We start from the raw sequence: 21295 nt of genomic DNA, 5'->3' as shown, positions 1-21295 counted from the left end.
GGCGGGCCCGGCAGCGCGGAGCCGCACGGCGGAAGGCCCGGAGGCGCGCGGCGGGGCGTCGTGAGGTTGGCGTCGTGAGGATGGCGTAATGCCCACGCAACACGAAACACGGCGGAAACACCGCTGCCCACGTCCGGAAACGCTGTGCCATGACGCTTCCGTATACCGCCCGTGGAAGGGGACCCCTCGTGCTGCTGCTGTCCGCCGGCCAGAGCGCCGTGAACGCCGCCGACACCGCGTGGCTGCTGGCCGCGACGGCGATGGTGCTGCTGATGACGCCGGGCCTGGCGCTCTTCTACGGCGGGATGGTCCGCAGCAAGAGCGTGCTCAACATGCTCATGATGAGCTTCGTGTCGATCGCGCTGGTCACGATGGTGTGGCTGCTGGCCGGCTACAGCCTCGCCTTCGGCTCCGACGCCGGCGGGCTCGGGCTGATCGGCGGCCTGGAGAACGCCGGGATGCACGGCATCGGCCCGACCGCGATGCACGGCCATGTGCCGACGCTGCTCTTCGCGACCTTCCAGATGACCTTCGCGGTGATCACCGCCGCCCTCATCAGCGGCGCGGTCGCCGACCGGGCGCGCTTCGGCGCGTGGGTGGTCTTCGTCCCCGTGTGGACACTGGCCGTATACGTGCCCGTAGCGCACTGGGTCTTCGCCGACGGCGGTTGGATCGTCGCGAAGCTGCACGCGCTGGACTACGCGGGCGGCACCGTCGTCGAGGTGTGCTCGGGCGCCTCGGGGCTGGCGATGGCGATGGTGCTGGGGCCGCGGCTGGGCTTCCGCAAGGACTCGATGCGACCGCACAACCTGCCGCTGGTGCTGCTGGGCGCGGGGCTGCTGTGGTTCGGCTGGTTCGGCTTCAACGCCGGCTCGGCGCTGGGCGCGAACGGCATGGCGGGCGCGGCCTTCCTCAACACGCAGACCGCGGGCTGCGCGGGCCTGCTGGGCTGGCTGGTGGTCGAGAAGCGCCGGGACGGGCACGCCACGACGCTGGGCGCCGCGTCCGGCTCGGTCGCCGGCCTGGTGGCGATCACCCCTTCCTGCGGCAGCGTGGACGTGCCCGGCGCGGCCGTCGTGGGCCTCGCGGCGGGCGTGCTGTGCTCGTACGCGGTGAGCTGGAAATTCCGCTGGGGCGTGGACGACTCCCTCGACGTGGTCGGCGTCCACCTCGTCGGCGGCATCGTCGGCACCGCGCTCATCGGCCTGCTGGCCACCGAGTCGATGACCGGCGGCCCCGAGGGCCTGTTCTACGGCGGCGGCCTCACCCAGCTGGGCCGGCAGCTGGTGGCGATCGCGGCGGTCGGGGCGTACGCCTTCGCGGTGACGTACGCGCTCGGCAAGGTGATCGACACGCTCATGGGCTTCCGGGCGAGCGAGGAGCACGAAAGGACCGGCCTGGACCTCACCGTGCACGCCGAGACGGCCTACGATCACGGCGTACTCACGCACGGCATGTCGCATGGCGCGTCCGTGCACGCCGCCGCACATGGCCTCCACGACAGGAGCCCCCTGGGATGAAGCTGGTCACCGCCGTGATCAAGCCGTACAAGCTGGACGACGTGAAGACGGCCCTGCAGGAGATGGGGGTGCAGGGCATGACCGTCACCGAGGCCAGCGGCTACGGCAGGCAGCGCGGCCACACCGAGGTCTACCGCGGCGCCGAATACCGTGTCGACCTCGTCCCGAAGGCGCGGATCGAGGTGCTGGTGGAGGACGCGGACACCGACGCGGTGATCGCCGCGGTCGTCGCGGCGGCGCGCACCGGCAAGATCGGCGACGGCAAGGTGTGGGCCGTGCCGGTCGAGACCGCCGTACGCGTCAGGACCGGCGAGTACGGCCCCGACGCGCTGTGACCCCGCGGACCGGGCAGGCCCGCGACGCGCTGTGACCCCGCGGGCTGCGGAGGGTCCCCGCGGTGTCAGCCCGCGGTGACGGTGGCGCGGACCGTGCCGTCGGGGCCGGCGAGTATGACCGGGACCGCGGGGCCGCCGAGATCGCGCACCGCGGCGCGGTCGGCCGCCGCGGCGGCCTCGGTGTCGGCGACCACCACGGCGGCCTCCAGCGACTTCGCGCCGCTGGCCACGGCCATCGCGACGGCGGTCTGCAGCGCGCTCAGCCGCAGCGACTCCAGCGCGACGGTGCCGGCGACATACGTCCTGCCCGTCTCGTCGCGCACCGCGGCGCCTTCCGGCACGCCGTTGCGCGCCCGGGCGGAACGGGCGAGGGTGACGAGCTTGCGGTCCTCGGGGTCCGGCAGGTCGGCGGCCGGCTGCTGATCGGTCATACGCGCGATCTTAGGGCTTCGCGCCGACCCCCCGGCCTTTCCCCTGTGGATTGCGCTGCGTGACCGCACATGCGCGGGGCGCGACCGCCCTCTAGCCTGGCAGGGCAAGCGCTCGTTGTGAGGTGATCCGCATGCTTCTGCACATGCCCCTGGTCCTCGCGCTCGCCGCCGCCACGGTCTTCCTCACCCGCAAGGCCGCGTTCAAGGCGAGCCACGCCCTCGCGTGCGGCGCCCTGGGCTTCTATCTGGCCGACACCGGTCTCGCCGGCTCCATCCACGAGGCCAGCGCCAACCTGCTGGGCATGCTGGGCGCCGTCGGGCCCTGACGGCACGCGCTCCGCCGGCTACGACTCCGGGCGGTCGATGACCCGCAGCCAGGTGCCGTCCGGCTGCCGGCGGGCCACCTGGACCCTGCCCCCGGTGCCGTCCTTCGGGGCGGTCGAGGTGAGCGCCAGGTCGCCGCTGATCAGCGTGGGCAGCGGGTCCTCGACCTCGAAGACCGGCTCTGCGGCCAGCAGCTTCGCGTACAGCTCGCGCAGCGCGGCCGTGCCCTGCGAGGGGCGGTCGACGGGGTAGGCGACGACGGCGTCCGGCTCGAAGAGCTCCAGGATGCCGTCCAGATCGCGGGCGTTGACCCGGGCCACCAGCAGGCGGGCCAGGTCCTCCGGGTGGTGGGCGCGGGCACGGGTCTCAGGCATGGTCGGGCTCCCTCGGCTTTCGGGTGGGGTCCGGGGTCGTACCGGCTTCTCCCTTCCAGCCTGGCCCGCGACACCATGAGAAGTCCAAGGAATGCTTCTGCTGCCGACCAGAAGCACCGCTCATACCTCAGGCAGCTCCTCCGGTGCCACGTCCGCCGGGCCCAGCGGCTCCACCAGCACCGTCCCGATCCGGTTGCGCCGCCCGGCCTGCGTCTCCGCGGTCAGCCGCAGCGCGACCGTGTGCCGCTCCCCCGAGCCGTCCTCCGGCAGCGGCACCACCGCCGTCGCGCCCGGGATCGGCACCCGGCCGAGCGACTTGGCCAGCAGCCCGCCGACCGTCTCGACGTCGTCGTCGTCCAGCAGCACCCCGTAGAGCTCCCCGAGGTCGCCGATGTCCAGCCGCGAGGTGACCCGGTGGCGGCCCCCGCCCAGCTCCTCCACCGGCGGGGTCTCCTGGTCGTACTCGTCGGTGATCTCGCCGACGATCTCCTCCAGGATGTCCTCGATCGTGACGATGCCGGCCGTGCCGCCGTACTCGTCGACGACCACCGCGACGTGGTTGCGGTCGCGCTGCATCTCGCGCAGCAGATCGCCGGCGTTCTTGGTGTCCGGCACGAAGGCCGCCGGCCGCAGCACGCTGGTGACCGGCTCGCTCTCGGCGTCGCGGTTGATGTGGGTGCGCCGGGCCAGGTCCTTGAGGTAGACGAAGCCGACGACGTCGTCCTCGCTCTCGCCGGTCACCGGGATGCGCGAGAAGCCGCTGCGCAGCGCCAGCGTGGTGGCCTGCCGGATGGTCTTGAAGCGCTCGATCATCACCAGCTCCGGGCGCGGCACCATCACCTCGCGCACGATGGTGTCGCCCAGCTCGAAGACCGAGTGCACCATGCGCCGCTCGTCGTCCTCGATGAGCGACTGCGACTCGGCCAGGTCCACCATCGCCCGCAGCTCCGCCTCGCTCGCGAACGGGCCGCGGCGGAAGCCCTTGCCGGGCGTCAGCGCGTTGCCGAGCAGGATCAGCAGCCCCGGCACCGGGCCCATGACCCTGGCCAGCGGCAGCAGCACGTACGAGGCGGCCGTCGCGGTGGTGAGCGGGTGCTGGCGGCCGATGGTGCGCGGCGAGACGCCGACGGCCACGTACGACACCAGCACCATCACGCCGATGGCGACGGCCAGCACCTGCCACGTACTGGCGAAGGTGCGGTCGCACACCACCGTGATGAGCACGGCCGCGGCGGTCTCGCAGCCGACCCGCACCAGCAGGGCGACATTGAGGTAGCGGGTCGGGTCGGAGGCCACCGCGAGCAGGTTCGCCGCGCCGCGGCGGCCCTGGCGTACGGCGTCCTCGGCGCGGAAGCGGGAGATCCTGGCGAGCGCGGTCTCGGCGCACGCGGCGAGCCAGGCGACCAGGACGAGCAGGACGGCGAAGACGATCACGAGTCGGTCACCGGGCCGATGGTCAGTGCGTTCATGGGTCGGGGTGCGCGCGCCGCCGTCAGTGGGTGGTGGGCGCGGGCGAGGGGCCCGCCACCCCGCGCTCGGCCCGCCAGCCGTCCAGGATCGCCTTCTGCAGGCCGAACATCTCGGCCTTGTCCTCCGGCTCCTCGTGGTCGTAGCCGAGCAGGTGGAGGACGCCGTGCACGGTCAGCAGCTGGAGTTCCTCGTCCATGCTGTGCCCGGTCGGCGCCTCCTCGCCCTGCTTCCTGGCGACCTCCGGGCACAGCACGATGTCGCCGAGCAGCCCCTGCGCGGGCTCCTCGTCCTCCTTGCCGGGCCGCAGCTCGTCCATCGGGAAGGACATGACATCGGTGGGGCCTGGCAGGTCCATCCACTGCACGTGCAGCTGCTCCATCGCGTCGGCGTCGACGAGGATCACGGACAGTTCCGACAGCGGGTGGATGCGCATCCGCTGGAGCGCGTACCGGGCGGCGTCGAGAACCGCCTGCTCGTCGCATTCCCAGCCGGACTCGTTGTTGACGTCGATCGCCATGATGGTGGTGTTCGGTTACTTTCTCTTCGGCCGGGGGGCTCGGTTGCCGCCGGCGTTCGCACCGCCGGCGTTCTCCGCCTCGGCGATCGCGTTGTCGTACCGCTCGTAGGCGTCCACGATCCGCCCGACGAGCTTGTGCCGCACCACGTCGGTGCTGGTCAGCCGGGAGAAGTGGACGTCGTCGACATCGGCGAGGATGTCCTGCACCTGGCGCAGGCCGCTCTTGGTGCCGCCGGGCAGGTCGACCTGCGTCACGTCACCGGTGATGACGATCTTGGAGTCGAAGCCGAGCCGGGTCAGGAACATCTTCATCTGCTCGGCGCTGGTGTTCTGCGCCTCGTCCAGGATGATGAAGGCGTCGTTCAGCGTACGGCCGCGCATATAGGCCAGCGGGGCGACCTCGATCGTGCCGGCCGCCATCAGGCGGGGGATCGAGTCCGGGTCCAGCATGTCGTGCAGGGCGTCGTAGAGCGGGCGCAGGTAGGGGTCGATCTTCTCGTAGAGGGTGCCGGGCAGGAAGCCCAGCCGCTCGCCGGCCTCGACCGCGGGGCGGGTCAGGATGATGCGGGTGACCTGCTTGGACTGCAGGGCCTGCACCGCCTTGGCCATCGCCAGATACGTCTTGCCGGTACCGGCCGGGCCGATGCCGAAGACGATGGTGTGCTTGTCGATCGCGTCCACGTAGCGCTTCTGGTTGAGCGTCTTGGGGCGGATCGTCCGGCCGCGGCTGGAGAGGATGTTCTGGGTGAGCACCTGGGCCGGGGTCTCGGCGTCCTCGCCGGCGGCCTCGCCGCCCGCCCGCAGCATGGCGATGGAGCGCTCGACGGCGTCCTCGGTCATGGGCTGGCCGGTGCGCAGCACCAGCATCATCTCGTCGAAGAGCCGCTGCACGAGGGCGACGTCCGCGGGGTCGCCGACCGCGCTGATCTCGTTGCCCCGCACATGGATGTCCACGGCGGGGAACGCCTTCTCGATCACCCGCAGGAGAGCGTCACCGGACCCCAGGACGGTCACCATCGGGTGCTTGGCCGGAACGACGAAGTGGGCGCGCGCCGGCTGCGGCTGCGGCTGCTGCTTGGTCGGTGTCTGAGTCATGGGCCGGCGCTAGGGCCTGCTCATCCCGCTTTCTGCTGATCGGGGAACCCGCTGGGGGCCTTGGATACCAAGCGTACGACGTGGGCCGCCGGCCGCCGAGGGGATTTGCCGTTGTCTCACGCCGGGCGGAAGCCGATCGTGGGCACCGCCCGGGGCAGCGGCCAGCGGCGGGGCGCGGGCGGGATGAGGGCGTCGAGGAAGGCGTAGCGGCGCAGCGCCTCGGCGGGCGTCGCCGGGTCGGCCTTGGCGCGGGTCCACCACGCGGCGACCTCGGGCCAGCCCGGCGCGGACAGCGAGCCGCCGAACTCCTGCACCGACAGGGCCGCGCACAGCGACCCGAAGGCCAGCCGGTCCGGCAGCGGCCAGCCGGCCAGCGAGCCGGTGACGAAGCCGGCCACGAAGACGTCCCCCGCGCCGGTCGGATCGAGTGCGTCCACGATCAGCGCGGGCACCTCCGCCGTCTCACCGCTGCCGGCGTCCACCGCGACCGCGCCCTCGGCGCCCAGCGTCACCACCGCGAGCGGCACCAACTCGGCGAGCGCGTGGGCGGCGGCGCGCGGCGAGGTCGTGCGGGTGTAGCGCATGGCCTCCTCGGCGTTGGGCAGGAAGGCCGCGCAGTGGCACAGCTCCGCCAGGTCGGCGGGGTCCCAGCGGCCGGTGTCGTCCCAGCCGACGTCCGCGAAGACCTTCGTGCCGTGCGCGGCGGCCCGGGCGACCCACTCGCGGTCCGGGTCGGGCGCGGGCTCCTCGTCCGAGGCCCGGTCGCGCTGGCCGAGCGAGGCGACGGCGGCCCTGGCCGGCGGCGGGCAGGCCGGCACCGGCTCCTGCTCGGGCGGCGGGGCGCGGTGGCCGTGGCTGACCATGGTGCGCTCGCCCTCGTAGGCCATCGACACCGTGACCGGGGAGTGCCAGCCGGGGATGCGGCGGGAGGGGCCCAGATCGATGCCCTCGCCCTGCGACAGGCACTCCCAGCAGTAGTCGCCGTACATGTCGTCGCCGAAGGCGGCGGCGAGCGTGGTGTGCAGGCCGAGCCGGGCCAGCGCGGTCGCCATGTTGGCGACGCCGCCGGGGCTGGAGCCCATGCCGCGGGCCCACGACTCGGTGCCGCGCACGGGGGCGCTGTCCAGGCCGGTGAAGATGATGTCGAGGAAGACGGTGCCGGTGAGGTAGACATCGGTCGCCGGGTCCCCCGCGGCGCGCACCGCGCCGAGCGGATCGAGAACGGGCTGGTCGTCCATGGAACACACTGTGCACGACCGCACTGACACCTGCGGGCATCCGCGGAACGGAGTACGGGTGAAGCTCACGATTCTCGGCGGCGGCGGCTTCCGGGTGCCGCTGGTCCACCGCGCGCTGGCCGGCGACCGGCTCATCGACGAGGTCGTGCTGTACGACGAGGACCCGCTGCGGCTGCGGGTCGTCGCGGCGGTGCTGGCGGGCTCCGGCGCGGCCGGCCCGGCGGTACGGATCGCGGGGAGCCTCGACGAGGCCGTGGGCGGGGCGGACTTCGTCTTCTCCGCGATCCGGGTCGGCGGGACGGCCGGCCGGGTGCGCGACGAGCGGCTGCCGCTGGCCGAGGGCGTGCTGGGGCAGGAGACGGTGGGCGCGGGCGGGGTGCTCTACGGGCTGCGGACGCTGCCGGTGGCGGTGCGGATCGCCGAGCGGGTACGGGCGCTGGCGCCGGCCGCGTGGGTGATCAATTTCACCAACCCGGCGGGCATGGTGACCGAGGCGATGTCCCGGGTGCTGGGCGAGCGGGTCATCGGCATCTGCGACTCGCCGGTGGGCCTGGTGCGGCGGGCGGCGCGGGCGGCCGGCGCCGACCCGGACGCGCCGGACTTCGGCTACGACTACGTGGGCCTGAACCACCTGGGCTGGCTGCGCCGGATGACGGCGGCCGGCCGCGACCTGCTGCCGGGCCTGCTGGCCGACCCGGCGGCGCTCGGCGGCTTCGAGGAGGGCCGGCTCTTCGGCCCGGACTTCCTGGCCGCGCTCGGGTCGCTGCCCAACGAATACCTGCACTACTACTACTTCCGCCGCGAGACGCTGGCGGCGGTGCGGGCGGCGGACGCGACCCGCGGGGAGTTCCTGGACCGCCAGCAGGGCGCGTTCTTCGCGGCGGCCGACCGCGAGCCGGGCCGCGCGTACGAGCTGTGGCTGACGGCCCGGCGCGAGCGCGAGGAGACGTACGGCGCCGAGAGCCGGGCGGCGAGCGGCGGTTGGCGGCGCGACCCGCACGACCTGGACGGCGGCGGCTACGACCGGGTCGCGCTCGCGCTGATGCGGGCGATCGCGCGCGACGAGCGCACGACGCTGATCCTCAACGTGCCCTCGGGCGGCGCGCTGCCGTTCCTGGACGCCGGGGCGGTCGTCGAAGTGCCGTGCGAGGTCGGCGCGTTCGGGGCCCGGCCGCTGCCGGTGGCGGCGCCGGACGAGCACCAGGCGGGGCTGATGCTGGCGGTCAAGGCGGTGGAGCGGGCGGCGATCGAGGCCGCGGCGACGGGCTCGCGCACGGCGGCGCTGCGGGCGCTGGCGCTGCACCCGCTGGTGGACTCCCCCGCGGCGGCGGCCCGTGTCCTCGACGCGGCGTCTTCCTGACGGGACGCCGACTCCCGCGCAACGGCCGGGGAAACACCGCGGAAACAGCGGATGACCTGCGATGTGACGGTACGCGCGTAGACCTTCCTTGACCAGGGTCGACGGAGGGGTCTAACTTTCGCCGCACCAACCAGCGTTGAAGGAGCACCGCCATGCCCCTCGCCCGTCCGTCCCGCCGTTCGCTGGCGCTCGCCGCCGCCGCGGCCACCCTGGGCGCCACGTTCTACGGCGTCGGAGCCGCCACCGCGGACAACTCCGTGCCGCGCAGCGACAAGGAGATCCCGAACCTCACCGACGTCGTCAACGACATCAAGGCCTACTACGGCGACACGGTCGTGGGCGGCGAGCACTACGCCTCCGCGGACAGCTCCTACGCGCGCCAGCTGGCCGGTATCGAGGCCAAGGCGAAGAAGGACCTGGCGCACGGCCTGAAGCACGCCAGGCACGGCAAGAAGCCGGCGATCGTCCTCGACGTCGACGACACCAGCGTGCTGACGTACAACTACGAGCTGGAGGTGGGCTTCAACTACACCCCGGCCAGCAACCAGGCGTATCTCGACACCAAGGACATGCCGCCGGTCTTCGGCATGGACTCGCTGACCAACTGGGCCGCGAGCCAGGGCGTCACGGTCTTCTGGATCACCGGCCGGCCCGAGGCGCAACGCGCCGACACCGTACGGAACCTGACCGCGGTCGGCTACAAGTCGGCGCCGGACACCGCCCACTTGTACCTGAAGAACACCGCGAACCCGCCGGCGTACCTGGCGTGCGGGGCGACCTGCACGACGATCGAGTACAAGTCCGGGACCAGGGCGCACATCGAGTCGCTGGGCTACGACATCATCGGCAACTTCGGCGACCAGTACAGCGACCTGTCCGGCGGGCACGCGGACAAGTCGTTCAAGCTGCCCAACCCGATGTACTTCCTGCCGTAGTACGGGCCCCGGGCCCGCTGGTGCCGTGCCGCCGCCTCAGGCGCGGCGCGGCACCGGTACCCGGGTGAGGTCGGCGGCGACGGTCAGCTCGCCGGTGAAGCCGGCCGCGCGGGCCTGCTCGGCGAAGCCGTCCGGCTCGGGGTAGCGCTGCGAGAAGTGCGTGAGCACCAGGTGGCGTACGCCCGCGTCGCGCGCGACGGCCGCGGCCTGGCCCGCGGTGAGGTGCCCGTACTCCTCGGCGAGCGCGGCGTCCTGGTCCTGGAAGGTGGACTCGATCACCAGCAGGTCGCAGCCGGCGGCGAGTTCGGGGACGGCCGGGCACATGCGGGTGTCCATGACGAAGGCGAAGCGCTGGCCGCGGCGCGGCGCGCTCACCTCGTCGAGGGTGATCCCGCGCAGCGAGCCCTCGCGTTGCAGGCGGCCGATGTCCGGCCCGGTGACGCCGAGTTCGGCGAGCCGGGCGCGCAGCATGCGGCGGCCGTCGGGCTCGACGAGGCGGTAGCCGTAGGAATCCACCGGGTGCGAGAGGCGGCGGGCCTCCAGCGTGAAGGCGGGGGTCGCGGCGATGACGCCGTCGCCGCGGACGGGCTCCTCGCGCAGCCGCGCCGTCTCGCGGTAGGAGGTGGCGTGGCGCAGCCGCTCGAAGTACGGCTGCCCGCTCGCCGGGTAGTGGGCGGTGATCTCGTGCGGCACCCGGTCGAGGTTGATCCGCTGGATGACGCCGGCCAGGCCCAGGCTGTGGTCGCCGTGGAAGTGGGTGACGCAGATCCGGGTCAGGTCGTGCGCGGCGACCCCGGCGTGCAGCATCTGCCGCTGGCTGCCCTCGCCGGGGTCGAACAGGATGCCCTCGCCGTCCCAGCGCAGCACGTAGCCGTTGTGGTTGCGCTGCCGGGTCGGCACCTGGCTGGCGGTGCCGAGGACGACGAGCTCGCGGGCGGACACGGGCGGCTTTCCGGCGCCCCGGCTCAGACCAGGCGCTGGAGGTCGCGCCCGCCGAGCACATGCGCGTGCGCGTGGAAGACGGTCTGCCCGGCGCCGGGGCCGGTGTTGAAGACGACGCGGTAGCCGGTGCCGTCCACCTTCTCCTGCGCGGCGACCTCGCCGGCCTCCCGCAGCACGTCCGCGACCGCGTCCGGGTCGCCGGCCGCGAGCGAGGCGGCGTCCGGGTAGTGCACCCGCGGGATGACCAGGACATGGGTGGGCGCCTGCGGGTTGATGTCCCGGAAGGCGAGCGTGGTGGGCGTCTCACGGACGATCGTCGCGGGGATGTCCCCGGCGACGATCTTGCAGAACAGGCAGTCGTCCTGCGGCTCTCCCGCCATGCGCGGGGCTCCCTTCTCCAGGGGTGTCTACGGGCTCCGGCATCGTACCGGCCCCCGGCTCCCGGCCCCGGGCGGCGCGGCGCCGGGGCAGCGGCCGGGCGGGCTACAGCGGGGGCAGGGGCGGCGGGGTCTTGGCCGGGGTGGATTCCAGGGCGCGCAGGGCCAGGGCGATCGCCGTGTCGAGTTGGGGGTCCTCGCCCGCCGCCCAGTGCTGCGGGGTGTGGACGACCTCGATGTCCGGGTCCACGCCGTGGTTCTCGACGTCCCAGCCGTGGCCCTCCAGCCAGAAGGCGTATTTGGGCTGGGTCACGCCCGTGCCGTCGACGAGCTGGTAGCGGTTGTCGATGCCGATGACGCCGCCCCAGGTGCGGACGCCGACGACCGGGCCGATGCCCAGCGCGCGGATCGCCGCGTTGACGACGTCGCCGTCGGAGCCGGAGAACTCGTTGGCGACGGCCACCACCGGGCCGCGCGGGGCGTCCTGCGGGTAGCTGACGGGGTGCCGGCCGCGCGGCAGGTCCCAGCCGACGATCCGCCGGGCCAGCTTCTCCACGACCAGCTGCGACGTGTGGCCGCCGCGGTTCTCCCGCAGGTCCACCACCAGGCCCTCGCGGGCGACCTCGACGCGCAGGTCCCGGTGCAGCTGGGCCCAGCCGCTGCCGACCATGTCCGGCACGTGCAGATAGCCCAGCCGCCCGCCCGACGCCCGGTGGACGTGCGCGCGCCGGCCGGCGACCCAGTCGTGGTAGCGCAGCGGCTCCTCGTCGTCGATCGGGACGGCCACCACATGCCGTACCGGACCGCCCGACCCGGCGGTCACCGTCAGCTCCACGGGCAGGCCCGCGGTGCCGACCAGCAGCGGGCCCGGTCCGGCCACCGGGTCCACCGGGCGGCCGTCCACCGCGAGCAGCACGTCGCCGGCGCGTACCGCCACGCCCGGCGCGGACAGCGGGGAGCGGGCGTGCGGGTCGGAGGACTCGCCGGGCAGCACCCGCTCCACCCGCCAGCGGCCGTCTTCGGTACGGGACAGGTCCGCGCCGAGCAGGCCCTGGCGGTGCAGCGGGTCGCGGTAGCCGCCGGGCGGCGAGACGTAGGCGTGCGAGGTGCCGAGCTCGCCGTGCAGCTCCCACAGCAGGTCCACGAGGTCGTCGTGGGTCGCGACCCGGTCCAGCAGCGGGCGGTAGCGCTCCGCGACGCCGTCCCAGTCCAGGCCGCCCATGTCGGCGCGCCAGAAGTTGTCGCGGGCCAGCCGGTGGGTCTCGGCGAACATCTGCCGCCACTCGTCGGCGGGCCGCACGGTGACGCGGACACGGGACAGGTCCACGGTGACGGCGCTGCCGGAGTCGTCGTCGGAGTCGGCCTTGCTGTCGGCCGGCACGACCCGCAGCCGCCCGTCCACCCGCAGCAGCACCTTCGCGCCGTCGCCGCTGACGGCGAAGTCGTCGGCCTCGTCGGCGAGTTCCTCCAGCCGCAGCTGCACCAGGTCGTAGCGCTCCAGCGTCGTGCCCGGCGGCTGCGCCTCGGGTGTGGCGAGCGCGGAGCCGAGGGCGCCGACCAGCGGGTGGCGCAGCCACAGCACCCCGCCCTTGGCGGCCCGCAGGTCCGAGTAGCGGCCGGCCTCGACGGGGAAGGGCACGATGCGGTCGGCCAGCCCCACGGTGTCCACGGCGGTCGCCGGCACCCGCGGGCCCTCGCTCTTGCCGTCGCCGTCCCCGCTCTTGTCGCGGGTCTTGTCGTCCTCGGCGCCGCCCTCGTGCTCGGCGTCGTCCTCGTACGGGCGGCCGTGCCGCTGCGGGCCGAACGGCGAGGGGGTCGTCGCGGCGAGCGTGATCAGGTACGGGCGGCAGGCGTTGGTGAAGGCCAGGTCGAAGACGTGGGCGTCGTAGACCGGGTCGAAGGCCCGCTCGGACAGGAACGCCAGATGGCGGCCGTCGGCGGTGAAGGCGGGCGCGTAGTCGTTGAAGCGCAAGGGCGTCGCGTCCACGACGGTGAGGTCCGCGGTCGCGGCGAGCTTGAGCTGCCGCAGGTCGCCGGGCCCGGGCGCGGACCAGGCCAGCCACGCGGAGTCCGGCGAGAAGGTGAGCCCGGTGGCGTCGCCGGCGTCGCTCACGGCGACCTCGCGGACCTCGCCGGTCTGCGTCTCGACCAGCAGCACCCGCCCGTCGTGCGAGGCGACGGCGACCCGGTGGCCGTCCGGGGAGACCTCCATCTCCAGCACCCGGCCCAGCCGGCCGGCCGCGAGCCGCCGCGGGGCGGCGCCGGGCGCCAGGCCGAGGGCCGGGGCGAGCTCCAGGGCGTCCTCGCCGTCCGCGTCGGTGACCCACACCACGTGCTGCTCGCCGTCCGCGCCGCCGGGCGCGAAGACCCGCGGCAGCCGGGTGCGCACCCCCGGCTCGGCGGCGAGCGTGCGGGCGGGGCCGCCGCGGTGGGTGATCCAGTGCGTGGTGCCGCGCACCTCGACCGCGCTGCCGCGGCCGGTGTGGTCGGGGCGGGCGTCGCCGAGGTGGTGGGCGGCCCGCACGGGGTGCGGCTGGAGGTCGGCGCGCTGGCCGCCGAGGGCGATGTCGAGGGGGCGCGGCTCGGCGCCGTCCAGGTCGTCCAGGAGGTGCAGCCGGCCGCCGGACGTCCAGGCGACGCGGGTGCCGTCCGTACCGGCCTGGCGGGCGTAGAAGCCCTCGGGGGCGCTGTGCCGGCGCAGGTCGGTGCCGTCCGGGAGGCTGGAGTAGAGGGCGCCGACGCCCTCGTGGTCGGACAGGAACGCGATCCGGCCGCCCACCCACAGCGGGCACTCGATGTTGCCGGCCAGGTCCGCGTGCAGCCGGGTGAACTCGCCGCTGCCGTCCGCGTCCAGCCACAGCTTGCCGGTCGTGCCGCCGCGGTAGCGCTTCCAGTACGCGGCCTCGCGGCCCATCGTCACCGACAGCAGCAGCACCGCGCCGCCGGGACCGTACGCCAGGTCGCCGGCCGGGCCGTACGGCAGCAGCTCGCCCGGGCCGCCGTCCAGCGGGACGGTACGCGCCCAGGTGCGGCGGGCGGACGCCTGGCCGTGCCCGGAGGTCGCGACCGGCACGCCCTGCGGCGTCCAGGTGCGCACGGCGGTACGCGCGTCGCCCCAGTACGTGAGCCGGCGCGACGGGCCGCCCGCCAGCGGGGCGACATGCACCTCGGGGGCGCCGTCCCGGGTGGACGTCCACGCCACGCTCGCGCCGTCCGGGGCGATCCGGGGCCGCCCGACCGGCATGTTGTCGGCGCTGACCCGCCAGGCCCGGCCGCCGTCCAGCGGGGCGACCCACACGTCGTCCTCGGCGGTGAAGGCGATCACGTCCCCGTACGGATGGGGGTGCCGCAGGTACGAGGGCTGCGCCTGCTCCCGCCGGGGGTCCGCCGCGGGCTGCTGCTGTGTCGGGTGCGTCACCAGGACACCCTAACTTCGATCAACTCCGCGCAGCAGTCCGGTTCTCGCAGTTCCCGAGGCCCTGGACGGCGAAGACCTGCCGGGAGCCGACGGTGGCCGTGAGCCGGCCGCGCACGCACAGGTCGTCCATCTGCTTGGTCACCTCGCCCTTGACGGAGATCTTCTGCTGCTCGTCGGTACGGCCGACGCAGTCCACGGACGCGCTGGTCCTCTTCGTCTGCGCGCTGCACGAGAGCCACTGGACCTGCACGCCGTCGTGCTTGAGGGCGTGCGTGGCCAGCTGGTCCGTCGTCACCGACACCGCGCTGCTGCCGAGCCCGTCGTCCGGGTCGCACGCCGCGACGGACACCGCGGCGCCGGCCGCCAGTGCCGCAACCACCCACATTTTCCTGGCCTTTTGCATACACCCACGGTCCTGCCCACGGTGCGTCCGGTCCATCCCCCACACGACCGATTCGCACCCTTACGGGGACCCGTAGGGGTGAGGTAAGGGGCGTCTTCCGGCGCGGGTCGTTCAGGACCAGCGGCCGGTGCGGGCCAGCAGCAGGGAGGCCGCGGCGACGCCCGCGGTGGAGGTGCGCAGGACGGTGGGGCCGAGCCGGTACGCGGGTGCGCCGGCCGCGGCGAAGGCGGCCAACTCGTCGGGGGCGACGCCGCCTTCGGGGCCGACCACCAGGACGACGGAGCCGGCGGCGGGGAGCGGGGCGGTCGCGAGCGGGGCGGCGCTCTCCTCGTGCAGGACGCCCGCGAAGTCGGCGGCGGCGAGGAGCTCGGCGACCTGGCGGGTCGTCAGCTGCCCGGCGACGTCGGGGAAGCGCAGCCGGCGGGCCTGCTTGGCGGCCTCGCGGGCCGTCGCCCGCCACTTGGCCAGCGACTTCGCGCCGCGCTCGGCACGCCACTGCGTCACGCAGCGGCTCGCCGCCCACGGGACGACCGCGTCCACGCCGGCCTCCGTCATCGTCTCGACGGCCAGCTCGCCGCGGTCGCCCTTCGGCAGGGCCTGCACGACGGTGATCCGCGGGGCCGGCTCCGGCTCGGCGCGCAGCTCGCGCACCTCGACGTCCAGCTCGTCCTTGCCGCGGGCCGCGGTGACGACGCCGTACGCGCCGCGGCCGGCGCCGTCGGTGAGGACGACCTCCTCGCCGGGTTGCAGCCGGCGGACCGACACCGCGTGCCGGCCCTCGGGGCCGTCGAGGGTGAGCTGCTTCGGCTCGCCGTCGAGGGCTTGGGGCTTGACCAGGAAGACCGGGGCGGTCACGCCACCGCCTCCCGGGCCGCCTGCATCTCCTCGACCAGCAGCTCCACCAGGCGCCCGGCGGACGCCTCGCGGGCCAGCCGGTGCCCCTGCCCGGCCCACAGCGACATCGCCTGCGGGTCGCCGCCGTCGGCCGCGGCCTTGCGCAGGGGGGCGGTCAGGTGGTGGATCTGCGGGTAGCCGGGCGGGGCGTAGCGGCCGTGCTCGCGGACGAAGCGGTTGACCAGGGTACGGGCGGGGCGGCCGGAGAACGCTCTTGTCAACTCGGTGCGGGTGTAGACCGGGTCGGTCAGGGCCTGCTTGTGCAGGGGGTGCGCGGCGGACTCCGGGCACGGCAGGAAGGCGGTGCCGAGCTGGGCGGCGCTGGCGCCCGCCGCGAGGACGGCGGCGACCTGGCCGCCGCGCATCAGCCCGCCGGCGGCGATCAGGGGCAGGCGCACGGCCTCGCGGACCTGCGGGAGCAGGGCGAGCAGGCCGCTGCCGGCGCCGTCCAGGAGCGGGTCGTCGCGGTGCGTGCCCTGGTGGCCGCCGGCCTCCATGCCCTGCACGCACACGGCGTCCGCGCCGGCCCACTCGGCGGCCAGGGCCTCGGCGGCGGTGGTGGCCGTCACGACGGTGTACGTGCCCGCCTTGCGGAAGGCCTCCAGGACCTTGGGGGTGGGGACGCCGAAGGTGAAGCTCACCATCGGGACGGGGTCCTCCAGGAGGATCGCGACCTTCGCTTCGTACGCGTCGTCCGTGCCGGCGTCCGGGTCGCCGAGGGCGGTCCCGTACCAGGCGGCTTCGCCGGCGAGCTGCTCGGCGTACACCGCCACGGCGGAGGGGTCCGTGGCCTGCGGCTGCGGCATGAACAGGTTCACCCCGAAGGGCTTGTTGCTCTGGTCCCTGGTCTGCCGGATCTCCTCGTACATCGCCTCCGGCGTCTTGTACCCCGCCGCCAGGAACCCGAAGCCCCCCGCCGCCCCCACGGCCGTCACCAACCGCGGATTGGACCCGCCGCCCGCCATGGGCGCCTGCACGACCGGATACGCCGAATAGCTCGGCAAACTCGCGCCTGACATAACGCCTACCCTATGCGCCCCCGAACCCCGGGGTTACGGCTCCCGCCGGACGGCACCCCCCAGGGGCGCGAGGAACTGCGCGCGCAACCGGCCACCGGCCGGTGGTCCGGACCGAACCGAACAGCCCCTTTGGGACGGTGGCGACGTGCACGCCGGTTCCTGGCTGGTCGCGCAGTTCCCCGCGCCCCTGGTGTGCTGCCCCGCGGCGCAAGCCGCAGCCCCCGCCGGGCTGGGCTCACCCAGCGCCGGACGCCAACCACCAGGGGCGCGAGGAACTGCGCGCTCAGCCACCCACCGGCCGGTGGTCCGGACCGAACCGAACAGCCCCTTTGGGTCGGTGACGACCTGCGGGCCGCATATGGCTGGGGGTACCTCCCAGGCGAAGCTCTGGGGGAGCGCAGTTCCCCGCGCCCCTGGTTTGCCGGCGTCCGGCGCAGACGCAGACCCCCGCCGGTCGCGCCCACGCGGCGCCAGCCGCACAGCAAACACAGCCCCGCGCCCCCGAAAAAGCACCCCGCGGCGCAGCCGCAACGTGCCGGCGGGGAGAGTGGGCGCGCTCAGCGGCCGTTAAAAGCGTCCTTCAGGCGGGAGAAGAGGCCCTGTTGGCCCGGGGCGAACTGGCCCGTAGGGCGTTCTTCGCCGCGGGCTTTGGCGAGGCGGCGGAGGAGGTCCTCCTGGTCGGGGTCGAGCTTCGTGGGGGTCAGGACCTCGACGTGGACGACGAGGTCGCCGCGGCCTCCGCCGCGCAGGTGGGTGATGCCGCGCTGGTGGAGGGGGATGGACTGGCCCGACTGCGTGCCGGGGCGGATGTCGATCTCCTCCAGGCCGTCCAGCGTCTCCAGCGGGCACTTCGTGCCGAGCGCCGCCGCGGTCATCGGGATGGTGACCGTGCAGTGCAGGTCGTCGCCGCGGCGCTGGAACACCGGGTGCGGGGTCTCCCGGATCTCGACGTAGAGGTCGCCGGCCGGGCCCCCGCCGGGGCCCACCTCGCCCTCGCCGGCGAGCTGGATGCGCGTGCCGTTGTCGACGCCCGCCGGGATCTTGACGGTGAGCGTGCGGCGCGAGCGGACCCGGCCGTCGCCGGCGCACTCCGGGCAGGGCGTGGGCACGACCGTGCCGAAGCCCTGGCACTGCGGGCACGGCCGCGACGTCATGACCTGGCCGAGGAAGGACCGGGTGACCTGCGAGACCTCACCGCGCCCGCGGCACATGTCGCAGGTCTGCGCGGAGGTGCCGGGCGCGGCCCCCTCCCCGTTGCAGGTCCCGCAGGTGACCGCGGTGTCGACCTGGATGTCCTTGGTCGTGCCGAACGCCGCCTCCTCCAGGTCGATCTCCAGCCGGATCATCGCGTCCTGCCCGCGCCGGGTGCGCGAGCGCGGTCCGCGCTGCGAGGACTGCCCGAAGAAGGCGTCCATGATGTCGCTGAAGTTCCCGAAGCCGCCGCCGAAGCCGCCCCCCGCGCCACCGCCGGCCGCGGACAGCGGATCGCCCCCGAGGTCGTAGACCTGCTTCTTCTGCGGGTCGGAGAGCACCTCGTACGCGGCGTTGATCTCCTTGAACCGCTCCTGCGTCTTCGGGTCGGGGTTGACGTCAGGGTGCAGCTCACGGGCGAGCCGGCGGAAGGCCTTCTTGATCTCGTCCGGCCCTGCGTCGCGGCGTACGCCGAGCACGGCGTAGTAGTCCGTGGCCACTTACGACTCCGCCAGGATCTGTCCGACGTAACGTGCCACTGCGCGTACCGCTCCCATCGTTCCGGGGTAGTCCATGCGGGTCGGTCCGACCACGCCGAGTTTGGCGACTGCCTCGTCGCCGGAACCGTAACCGACGGCCACCACCGAGGTGGAATTGAGGCCCTCGTGAAAATTCTCATGCCCGATCCGCACGGTCATCGCGGAGTCGGTGGCCTCGCCGAGCAGCTTCAGGAGCACCATCTGCTCCTCCAGCGCTTCCAGCACGGGTCTGATCGTGAGCGGGAAGTCGTGGTTGAACCGGGTGAGGTTCGCCGCGCCGCCCAGCATGATGCGCTCCTCGGGGCGTTCGACGAGGGTTTCCAGCAGGGTGGAGAGCACCGCGGCGACCGCGGGGCGGTCGTCGGCCTCGAAGCTCTCCGGCAGGTCCTGGACCAGCGGCGGCACGTCGGCGAAGCGCCGGCCGACGACCCGGGCGTTGAGCCGGGCGCGCAGGTCGGCGAGCACCGTCTCGGTGACGGGCGCCGGGCAGTCGATGAGCCGCTGCTCGACGCGGCCGGTGTCGGTGATGAGCACCAGCATCAGCCGGGCGGGCGCGAGCGAGAGCAGTTCGACGTGCCGCACCGAGGAGCGGGTCAGCGACGGGTACTGCACGACGGCGACCTGCCGGGTGAGCTGCGCCAGCAGCCGTACGGTCCTGGCCACGACGTCGTCGAGGTCGACGGCGCCTTCGAGGAAGTTCTGGATCGCCCGCCGCTCGGCGGCCGACAGCGGCTTGACGCCGGCCATCTTGTCGACGAACAGCCGATACCCCTTGTCGGTGGGGATACGGCCGGCGCTGGTGTGCGGCTGGGCGATGTAGCCCTCGTCCTCCAGCACCGCCATGTCGTTGCGTACGGTGGCCGGGGAGACGCCCAGGTGGTGGCGCTCGGTGAGCGCCTTGGAACCGACCGGCTCCTCGGTGCCGACGTAGTCCTGGACGATGGCGCGCAGGACCTCGAGTCTGCGTTCGCTCAGCATCGCGCACCTCCAGCCGTGTCGTTCGCTGCCTGGCACTCCGCGGTTTCGAGTGCCAGTTTCCCCTGAGCAAGTGTAAGGCGAGGCGCCAAGGGCTCGGCAAGGGTGCGCGGCGCACCGGTGCGGTGAGGTGGCGGCGGGCGGGCCCGCGGCGGCGATACCGTCACCCCCGTGGAATCTGTGGAGAGCGCGGAGGATCCGGGTACGGGCGGTTCCGTCTGGGAGCAGCTGGCTCCCGGGGTCGCCCGGCGCAGGATGCCCTATCTCAATGTGACCATCGGCCTGGTGGTCGGCGCGGACGGCGTGCTGCTGGTCGACACCGGGTCGACGCTGCGCGAGGGCGCGGAGCTGCGCGAGCAGGTCGAGGCGCTCACCGGGCGGGCGGTCACGCATGTCGTGCTCACGCACGGGCACTTCGACCACGTCTTCGGTACGGCCGCCTTCCCCGGCGCGGAGGTCTTCGGGCACGCCGGGCTCGGTGAGCGGCTGCGCGCCGAGCGGGACGGGCTGCGCAAGACCGCGATCCTGCTGGAGACGGACCGGGAGGAGGCCGCGGCGGCGGCCGGCGCGTTGGTGCTCCCCACGCGCGAGGTGACCGAGGAGACGGCCCTGGACCTCGGCGAGCGCGAGGTGCGCCTGGTGCACCCGGGCGCCGGGCACACCGGGCACGACCTGGTCGTGGTGGTGCCGGGCGCGACCGCGAGCGACCCCACGGTGGTCTTCTGCGGCGACCTGGTCGAGGAGTCCGGCGAGCCGCAGGCCGGCGAGGACGCGGTGCGCGACGACTGGCCGGCCACGCTGGACGCGCTGCTGGCGCTGGGCGGCGAGACCGGCCGCTATGTGCCGGGGCACGGCTCCGTGGTGGACGCGCGCTTCCTGCGGGCCCAGCGGGACGCGCTGGCGGAGCGGTTCGCGACGGGCGACTGAGCGCGAGCCCCTCTGCGGCGCCCGCGGGGCGGGCAGCGGCGCCCGCGGGCCGTGCGGATACGGGCGGGGCTGGCGGGCCGGGCGACGGTCCCGGGCGATGCGGGCGGGCGGTTCGCCGCCGGGCGGGCGCGGGGGCTGGCTACGATCGGCGGCATGCGCAGCAGGACGTACGACGGCGATCTCACGCCTCCGTGGAAGAAACCGGCCGCCGTGCCCGAGGTGGCCGCGGAGGCGGACCTCGTGGTGGAGGAGGCCGGGACCGGCTTCTGCGGGGCGGTGGTGCGCTGCGAGAAGACCGCGGAAGGGCTGACGGTCACGCTGGAGGACCGGTTCGGCAAGCACCGGGTCTTCCCGATGACGCCGGCCGGCTTCCTGCTCGACGGCCGCCCGGTCACCCTCGTACGCCCGCAGGCCGCGCCCGCGCCGCGCGGGCCGCTGCTGTCGGCGTCCGGGTCGATCGCCGTGCGGGGCGCGAAGGCGCGGGTCGCGCGGGCCGGGCGGATCTACGTCGAGGGCGCGCACGACGCGGAGCTGGTCGAGCGGGTGTGGGGGCACGACCTGCGGGTCGAGGGGGTGGCCGTGGAGTTCCTGGAGGGCGTCGACGACCTGCCCGCCGTGGTCGAGGCGTTCGGCCCGGCGCCGGACGCCCGGCTCGGCGTGCTGGTCGACCACCTGGTGCCGGGCTCGAAGGAGTCCCGGATCGCCGCGTCGGTGACCGGCGCGGACGTGCTGGTCGTCGGCCACCCGTTCGTCGACGTGTGGGAGGCGGTCAAGCCGTCCTCGGTCGGTATCGCGGACTGGCCGCGGGTGCCGCGCGGGCAGGACTGGAAGACCGGAGTGTGCCGGGCGCTCGGCTGGGACATGACCACCGGCGAGGCATGGCAGCGGATCCTGGCGTCGGTGCACTCCTACAAGGACCTGCGGCCCGAGCTGCTGGGCGCGGTGGAGCACCTGATCGACTTCGTGACCGTCCCGGAGGCGTAGGGCGTACGGGGCCGGGTGCGCGGCGCC

Annotated in this window: 21 protein-coding genes; 7 read left to right on the top strand and 14 right to left on the bottom strand. The window is 74.1% G+C overall.

Going from position 1 to position 21295, the window contains the following annotated elements; translation table 11 throughout:
- The first annotated feature begins 188 nt into the window (after positions 1-188).
- Both HCN08_RS01740 and HCN08_RS01735 read left to right on the top strand, forming a co-directional pair.
- Positions 189-1520 carry an ammonium transporter gene (locus tag HCN08_RS01740; RefSeq protein ID WP_322974171.1) on the top strand — a complete coding sequence of 444 codons (1332 nt, stop codon included), beginning with the start codon at positions 189-191 and terminating at the stop codon, positions 1518-1520.
- Positions 1517-1855 carry a P-II family nitrogen regulator gene (locus HCN08_RS01735; protein ID WP_167980992.1) on the top strand — a complete coding sequence of 113 codons (339 nt, stop codon included), beginning with the start codon at positions 1517-1519 and terminating at the stop codon, positions 1853-1855. Before HCN08_RS01740 ends, HCN08_RS01735 begins: the two co-directional genes overlap by 4 nt.
- A gap of 65 nt (positions 1856-1920) precedes the next feature.
- On the opposite strand, the gene HCN08_RS01730 is transcribed toward HCN08_RS01735, so the two are convergent.
- Complete coding sequence (locus HCN08_RS01730; protein ID WP_167980991.1) at positions 1921-2286, bottom strand: cytidine deaminase; 366 nt, start codon at positions 2284-2286, stop codon at positions 1921-1923.
- A 131-nt stretch (positions 2287-2417) separates the two neighbouring features.
- Between HCN08_RS01730 and HCN08_RS01725 the strand changes: the two genes are divergently transcribed.
- Positions 2418-2612, top strand: coding sequence for a hypothetical protein (locus HCN08_RS01725; RefSeq protein ID WP_167980990.1), 195 nt, complete (start codon positions 2418-2420; stop codon positions 2610-2612).
- 18 nt (positions 2613-2630) lie between these two features.
- On the opposite strand, the gene HCN08_RS01720 is transcribed toward HCN08_RS01725, so the two are convergent.
- From HCN08_RS01720 to HCN08_RS01700, 5 genes are all read right to left on the bottom strand, one after another.
- On the bottom strand, positions 2631-2984 hold the full coding sequence (locus HCN08_RS01720; protein ID WP_167980989.1) for a YybH family protein: 354 nt from the start codon (positions 2982-2984) through the stop codon (positions 2631-2633).
- A gap of 120 nt (positions 2985-3104) precedes the next feature.
- Positions 3105-4418 carry a hemolysin family protein gene (locus tag HCN08_RS01715; RefSeq protein WP_167980988.1) on the bottom strand — a complete coding sequence of 438 codons (1314 nt, stop codon included), beginning with the start codon at positions 4416-4418 and terminating at the stop codon, positions 3105-3107.
- 58 nt (positions 4419-4476) lie between these two features.
- On the bottom strand, positions 4477-4971 hold the full coding sequence (gene ybeY / locus HCN08_RS01710; protein ID WP_167980987.1) for an rRNA maturation RNase YbeY: 495 nt from the start codon (positions 4969-4971) through the stop codon (positions 4477-4479).
- 15 nt (positions 4972-4986) lie between these two features.
- Positions 4987-6066, bottom strand: a complete 1080-nt coding sequence (locus tag HCN08_RS01705) for a PhoH family protein (protein ID WP_167980986.1) — start codon at positions 6064-6066, stop codon at positions 4987-4989.
- Between the two features lie 116 nt (positions 6067-6182).
- The gene (locus HCN08_RS01700; protein ID WP_167980985.1) at positions 6183-7304 is read right to left on the bottom strand and encodes a carbohydrate kinase family protein; all 1122 of its coding nucleotides are present in this window, start codon (positions 7302-7304) and stop codon (positions 6183-6185) included.
- A 58-nt stretch (positions 7305-7362) separates the two neighbouring features.
- Here HCN08_RS01700 and HCN08_RS01695 point away from each other — a divergent pair, with 58 nt between their 5' ends.
- Positions 7363-8664 carry a family 4 glycosyl hydrolase gene (locus HCN08_RS01695; protein WP_322974170.1) on the top strand — a complete coding sequence of 434 codons (1302 nt, stop codon included), beginning with the start codon at positions 7363-7365 and terminating at the stop codon, positions 8662-8664.
- A gap of 152 nt (positions 8665-8816) precedes the next feature.
- On the top strand, positions 8817-9599 hold the full coding sequence (locus HCN08_RS01690; protein ID WP_167980983.1) for an HAD family acid phosphatase: 783 nt from the start codon (positions 8817-8819) through the stop codon (positions 9597-9599).
- 36 nt (positions 9600-9635) lie between these two features.
- On the opposite strand, the gene HCN08_RS01685 is transcribed toward HCN08_RS01690, so the two are convergent.
- The 8 genes from HCN08_RS01685 to hrcA all read right to left on the bottom strand — a co-directional run bounded on the left by HCN08_RS01685 (position 9636) and on the right by hrcA (position 19360).
- Complete coding sequence (locus tag HCN08_RS01685; RefSeq protein ID WP_167980982.1) at positions 9636-10541, bottom strand: ribonuclease Z; 906 nt, start codon at positions 10539-10541, stop codon at positions 9636-9638.
- A 23-nt stretch (positions 10542-10564) separates the two neighbouring features.
- Positions 10565-10921, bottom strand: a complete 357-nt coding sequence (locus tag HCN08_RS01680) for a histidine triad nucleotide-binding protein (RefSeq protein WP_167980981.1) — start codon at positions 10919-10921, stop codon at positions 10565-10567.
- Positions 10922-11024: 103 nt separating this feature from the next.
- Positions 11025-14336 (bottom strand): S41 family peptidase, encoded by a 3312-nt coding sequence (locus HCN08_RS01675; protein WP_322974169.1) that lies wholly within the window; start codon positions 14334-14336, stop codon positions 11025-11027.
- 19 nt (positions 14337-14355) lie between these two features.
- On the bottom strand, positions 14356-14715 hold the full coding sequence (locus HCN08_RS01670) for a hypothetical protein (RefSeq protein WP_167980980.1): 360 nt from the start codon (positions 14713-14715) through the stop codon (positions 14356-14358).
- A 135-nt stretch (positions 14716-14850) separates the two neighbouring features.
- Positions 14851-15594, bottom strand: a complete 744-nt coding sequence (locus tag HCN08_RS34970) for a 16S rRNA (uracil(1498)-N(3))-methyltransferase (RefSeq protein ID WP_167980979.1) — start codon at positions 15592-15594, stop codon at positions 14851-14853.
- On the bottom strand, positions 15591-16652 hold the full coding sequence (locus HCN08_RS34965; RefSeq protein ID WP_167980978.1) for a nitronate monooxygenase: 1062 nt from the start codon (positions 16650-16652) through the stop codon (positions 15591-15593). Before HCN08_RS34965 ends, HCN08_RS34970 begins: the two co-directional genes overlap by 4 nt.
- A gap of 557 nt (positions 16653-17209) precedes the next feature.
- Positions 17210-18343, bottom strand: a complete 1134-nt coding sequence (gene dnaJ / locus HCN08_RS01655; protein ID WP_167980977.1) for a molecular chaperone DnaJ — start codon at positions 18341-18343, stop codon at positions 17210-17212.
- Complete coding sequence (gene hrcA / locus HCN08_RS01650) at positions 18344-19360, bottom strand: heat-inducible transcriptional repressor HrcA (protein ID WP_167980976.1); 1017 nt, start codon at positions 19358-19360, stop codon at positions 18344-18346. It abuts the gene before it with no gap.
- 252 nt (positions 19361-19612) lie between these two features.
- Between hrcA and HCN08_RS01645 the strand changes: the two genes are divergently transcribed.
- Positions 19613-20284 (top strand): MBL fold metallo-hydrolase, encoded by a 672-nt coding sequence (locus tag HCN08_RS01645; RefSeq protein ID WP_167981234.1) that lies wholly within the window; start codon positions 19613-19615, stop codon positions 20282-20284.
- A gap of 153 nt (positions 20285-20437) precedes the next feature.
- Positions 20438-21268 carry a DUF3097 domain-containing protein gene (locus tag HCN08_RS01640; RefSeq protein ID WP_167980975.1) on the top strand — a complete coding sequence of 277 codons (831 nt, stop codon included), beginning with the start codon at positions 20438-20440 and terminating at the stop codon, positions 21266-21268.
- The last annotated feature ends 27 nt before the right edge of the window (positions 21269-21295 follow it).

The sequence above is a fragment of the Actinacidiphila epipremni genome (genome assembly GCF_012034175.1).
GTDB lineage: Bacteria > Actinomycetota > Actinomycetes > Streptomycetales > Streptomycetaceae > Actinacidiphila > Actinacidiphila epipremni.
The sequence above is the reverse complement of the archived record's forward strand: the minus strand, read 5'-3'. Positions and strand labels throughout refer to the sequence as shown.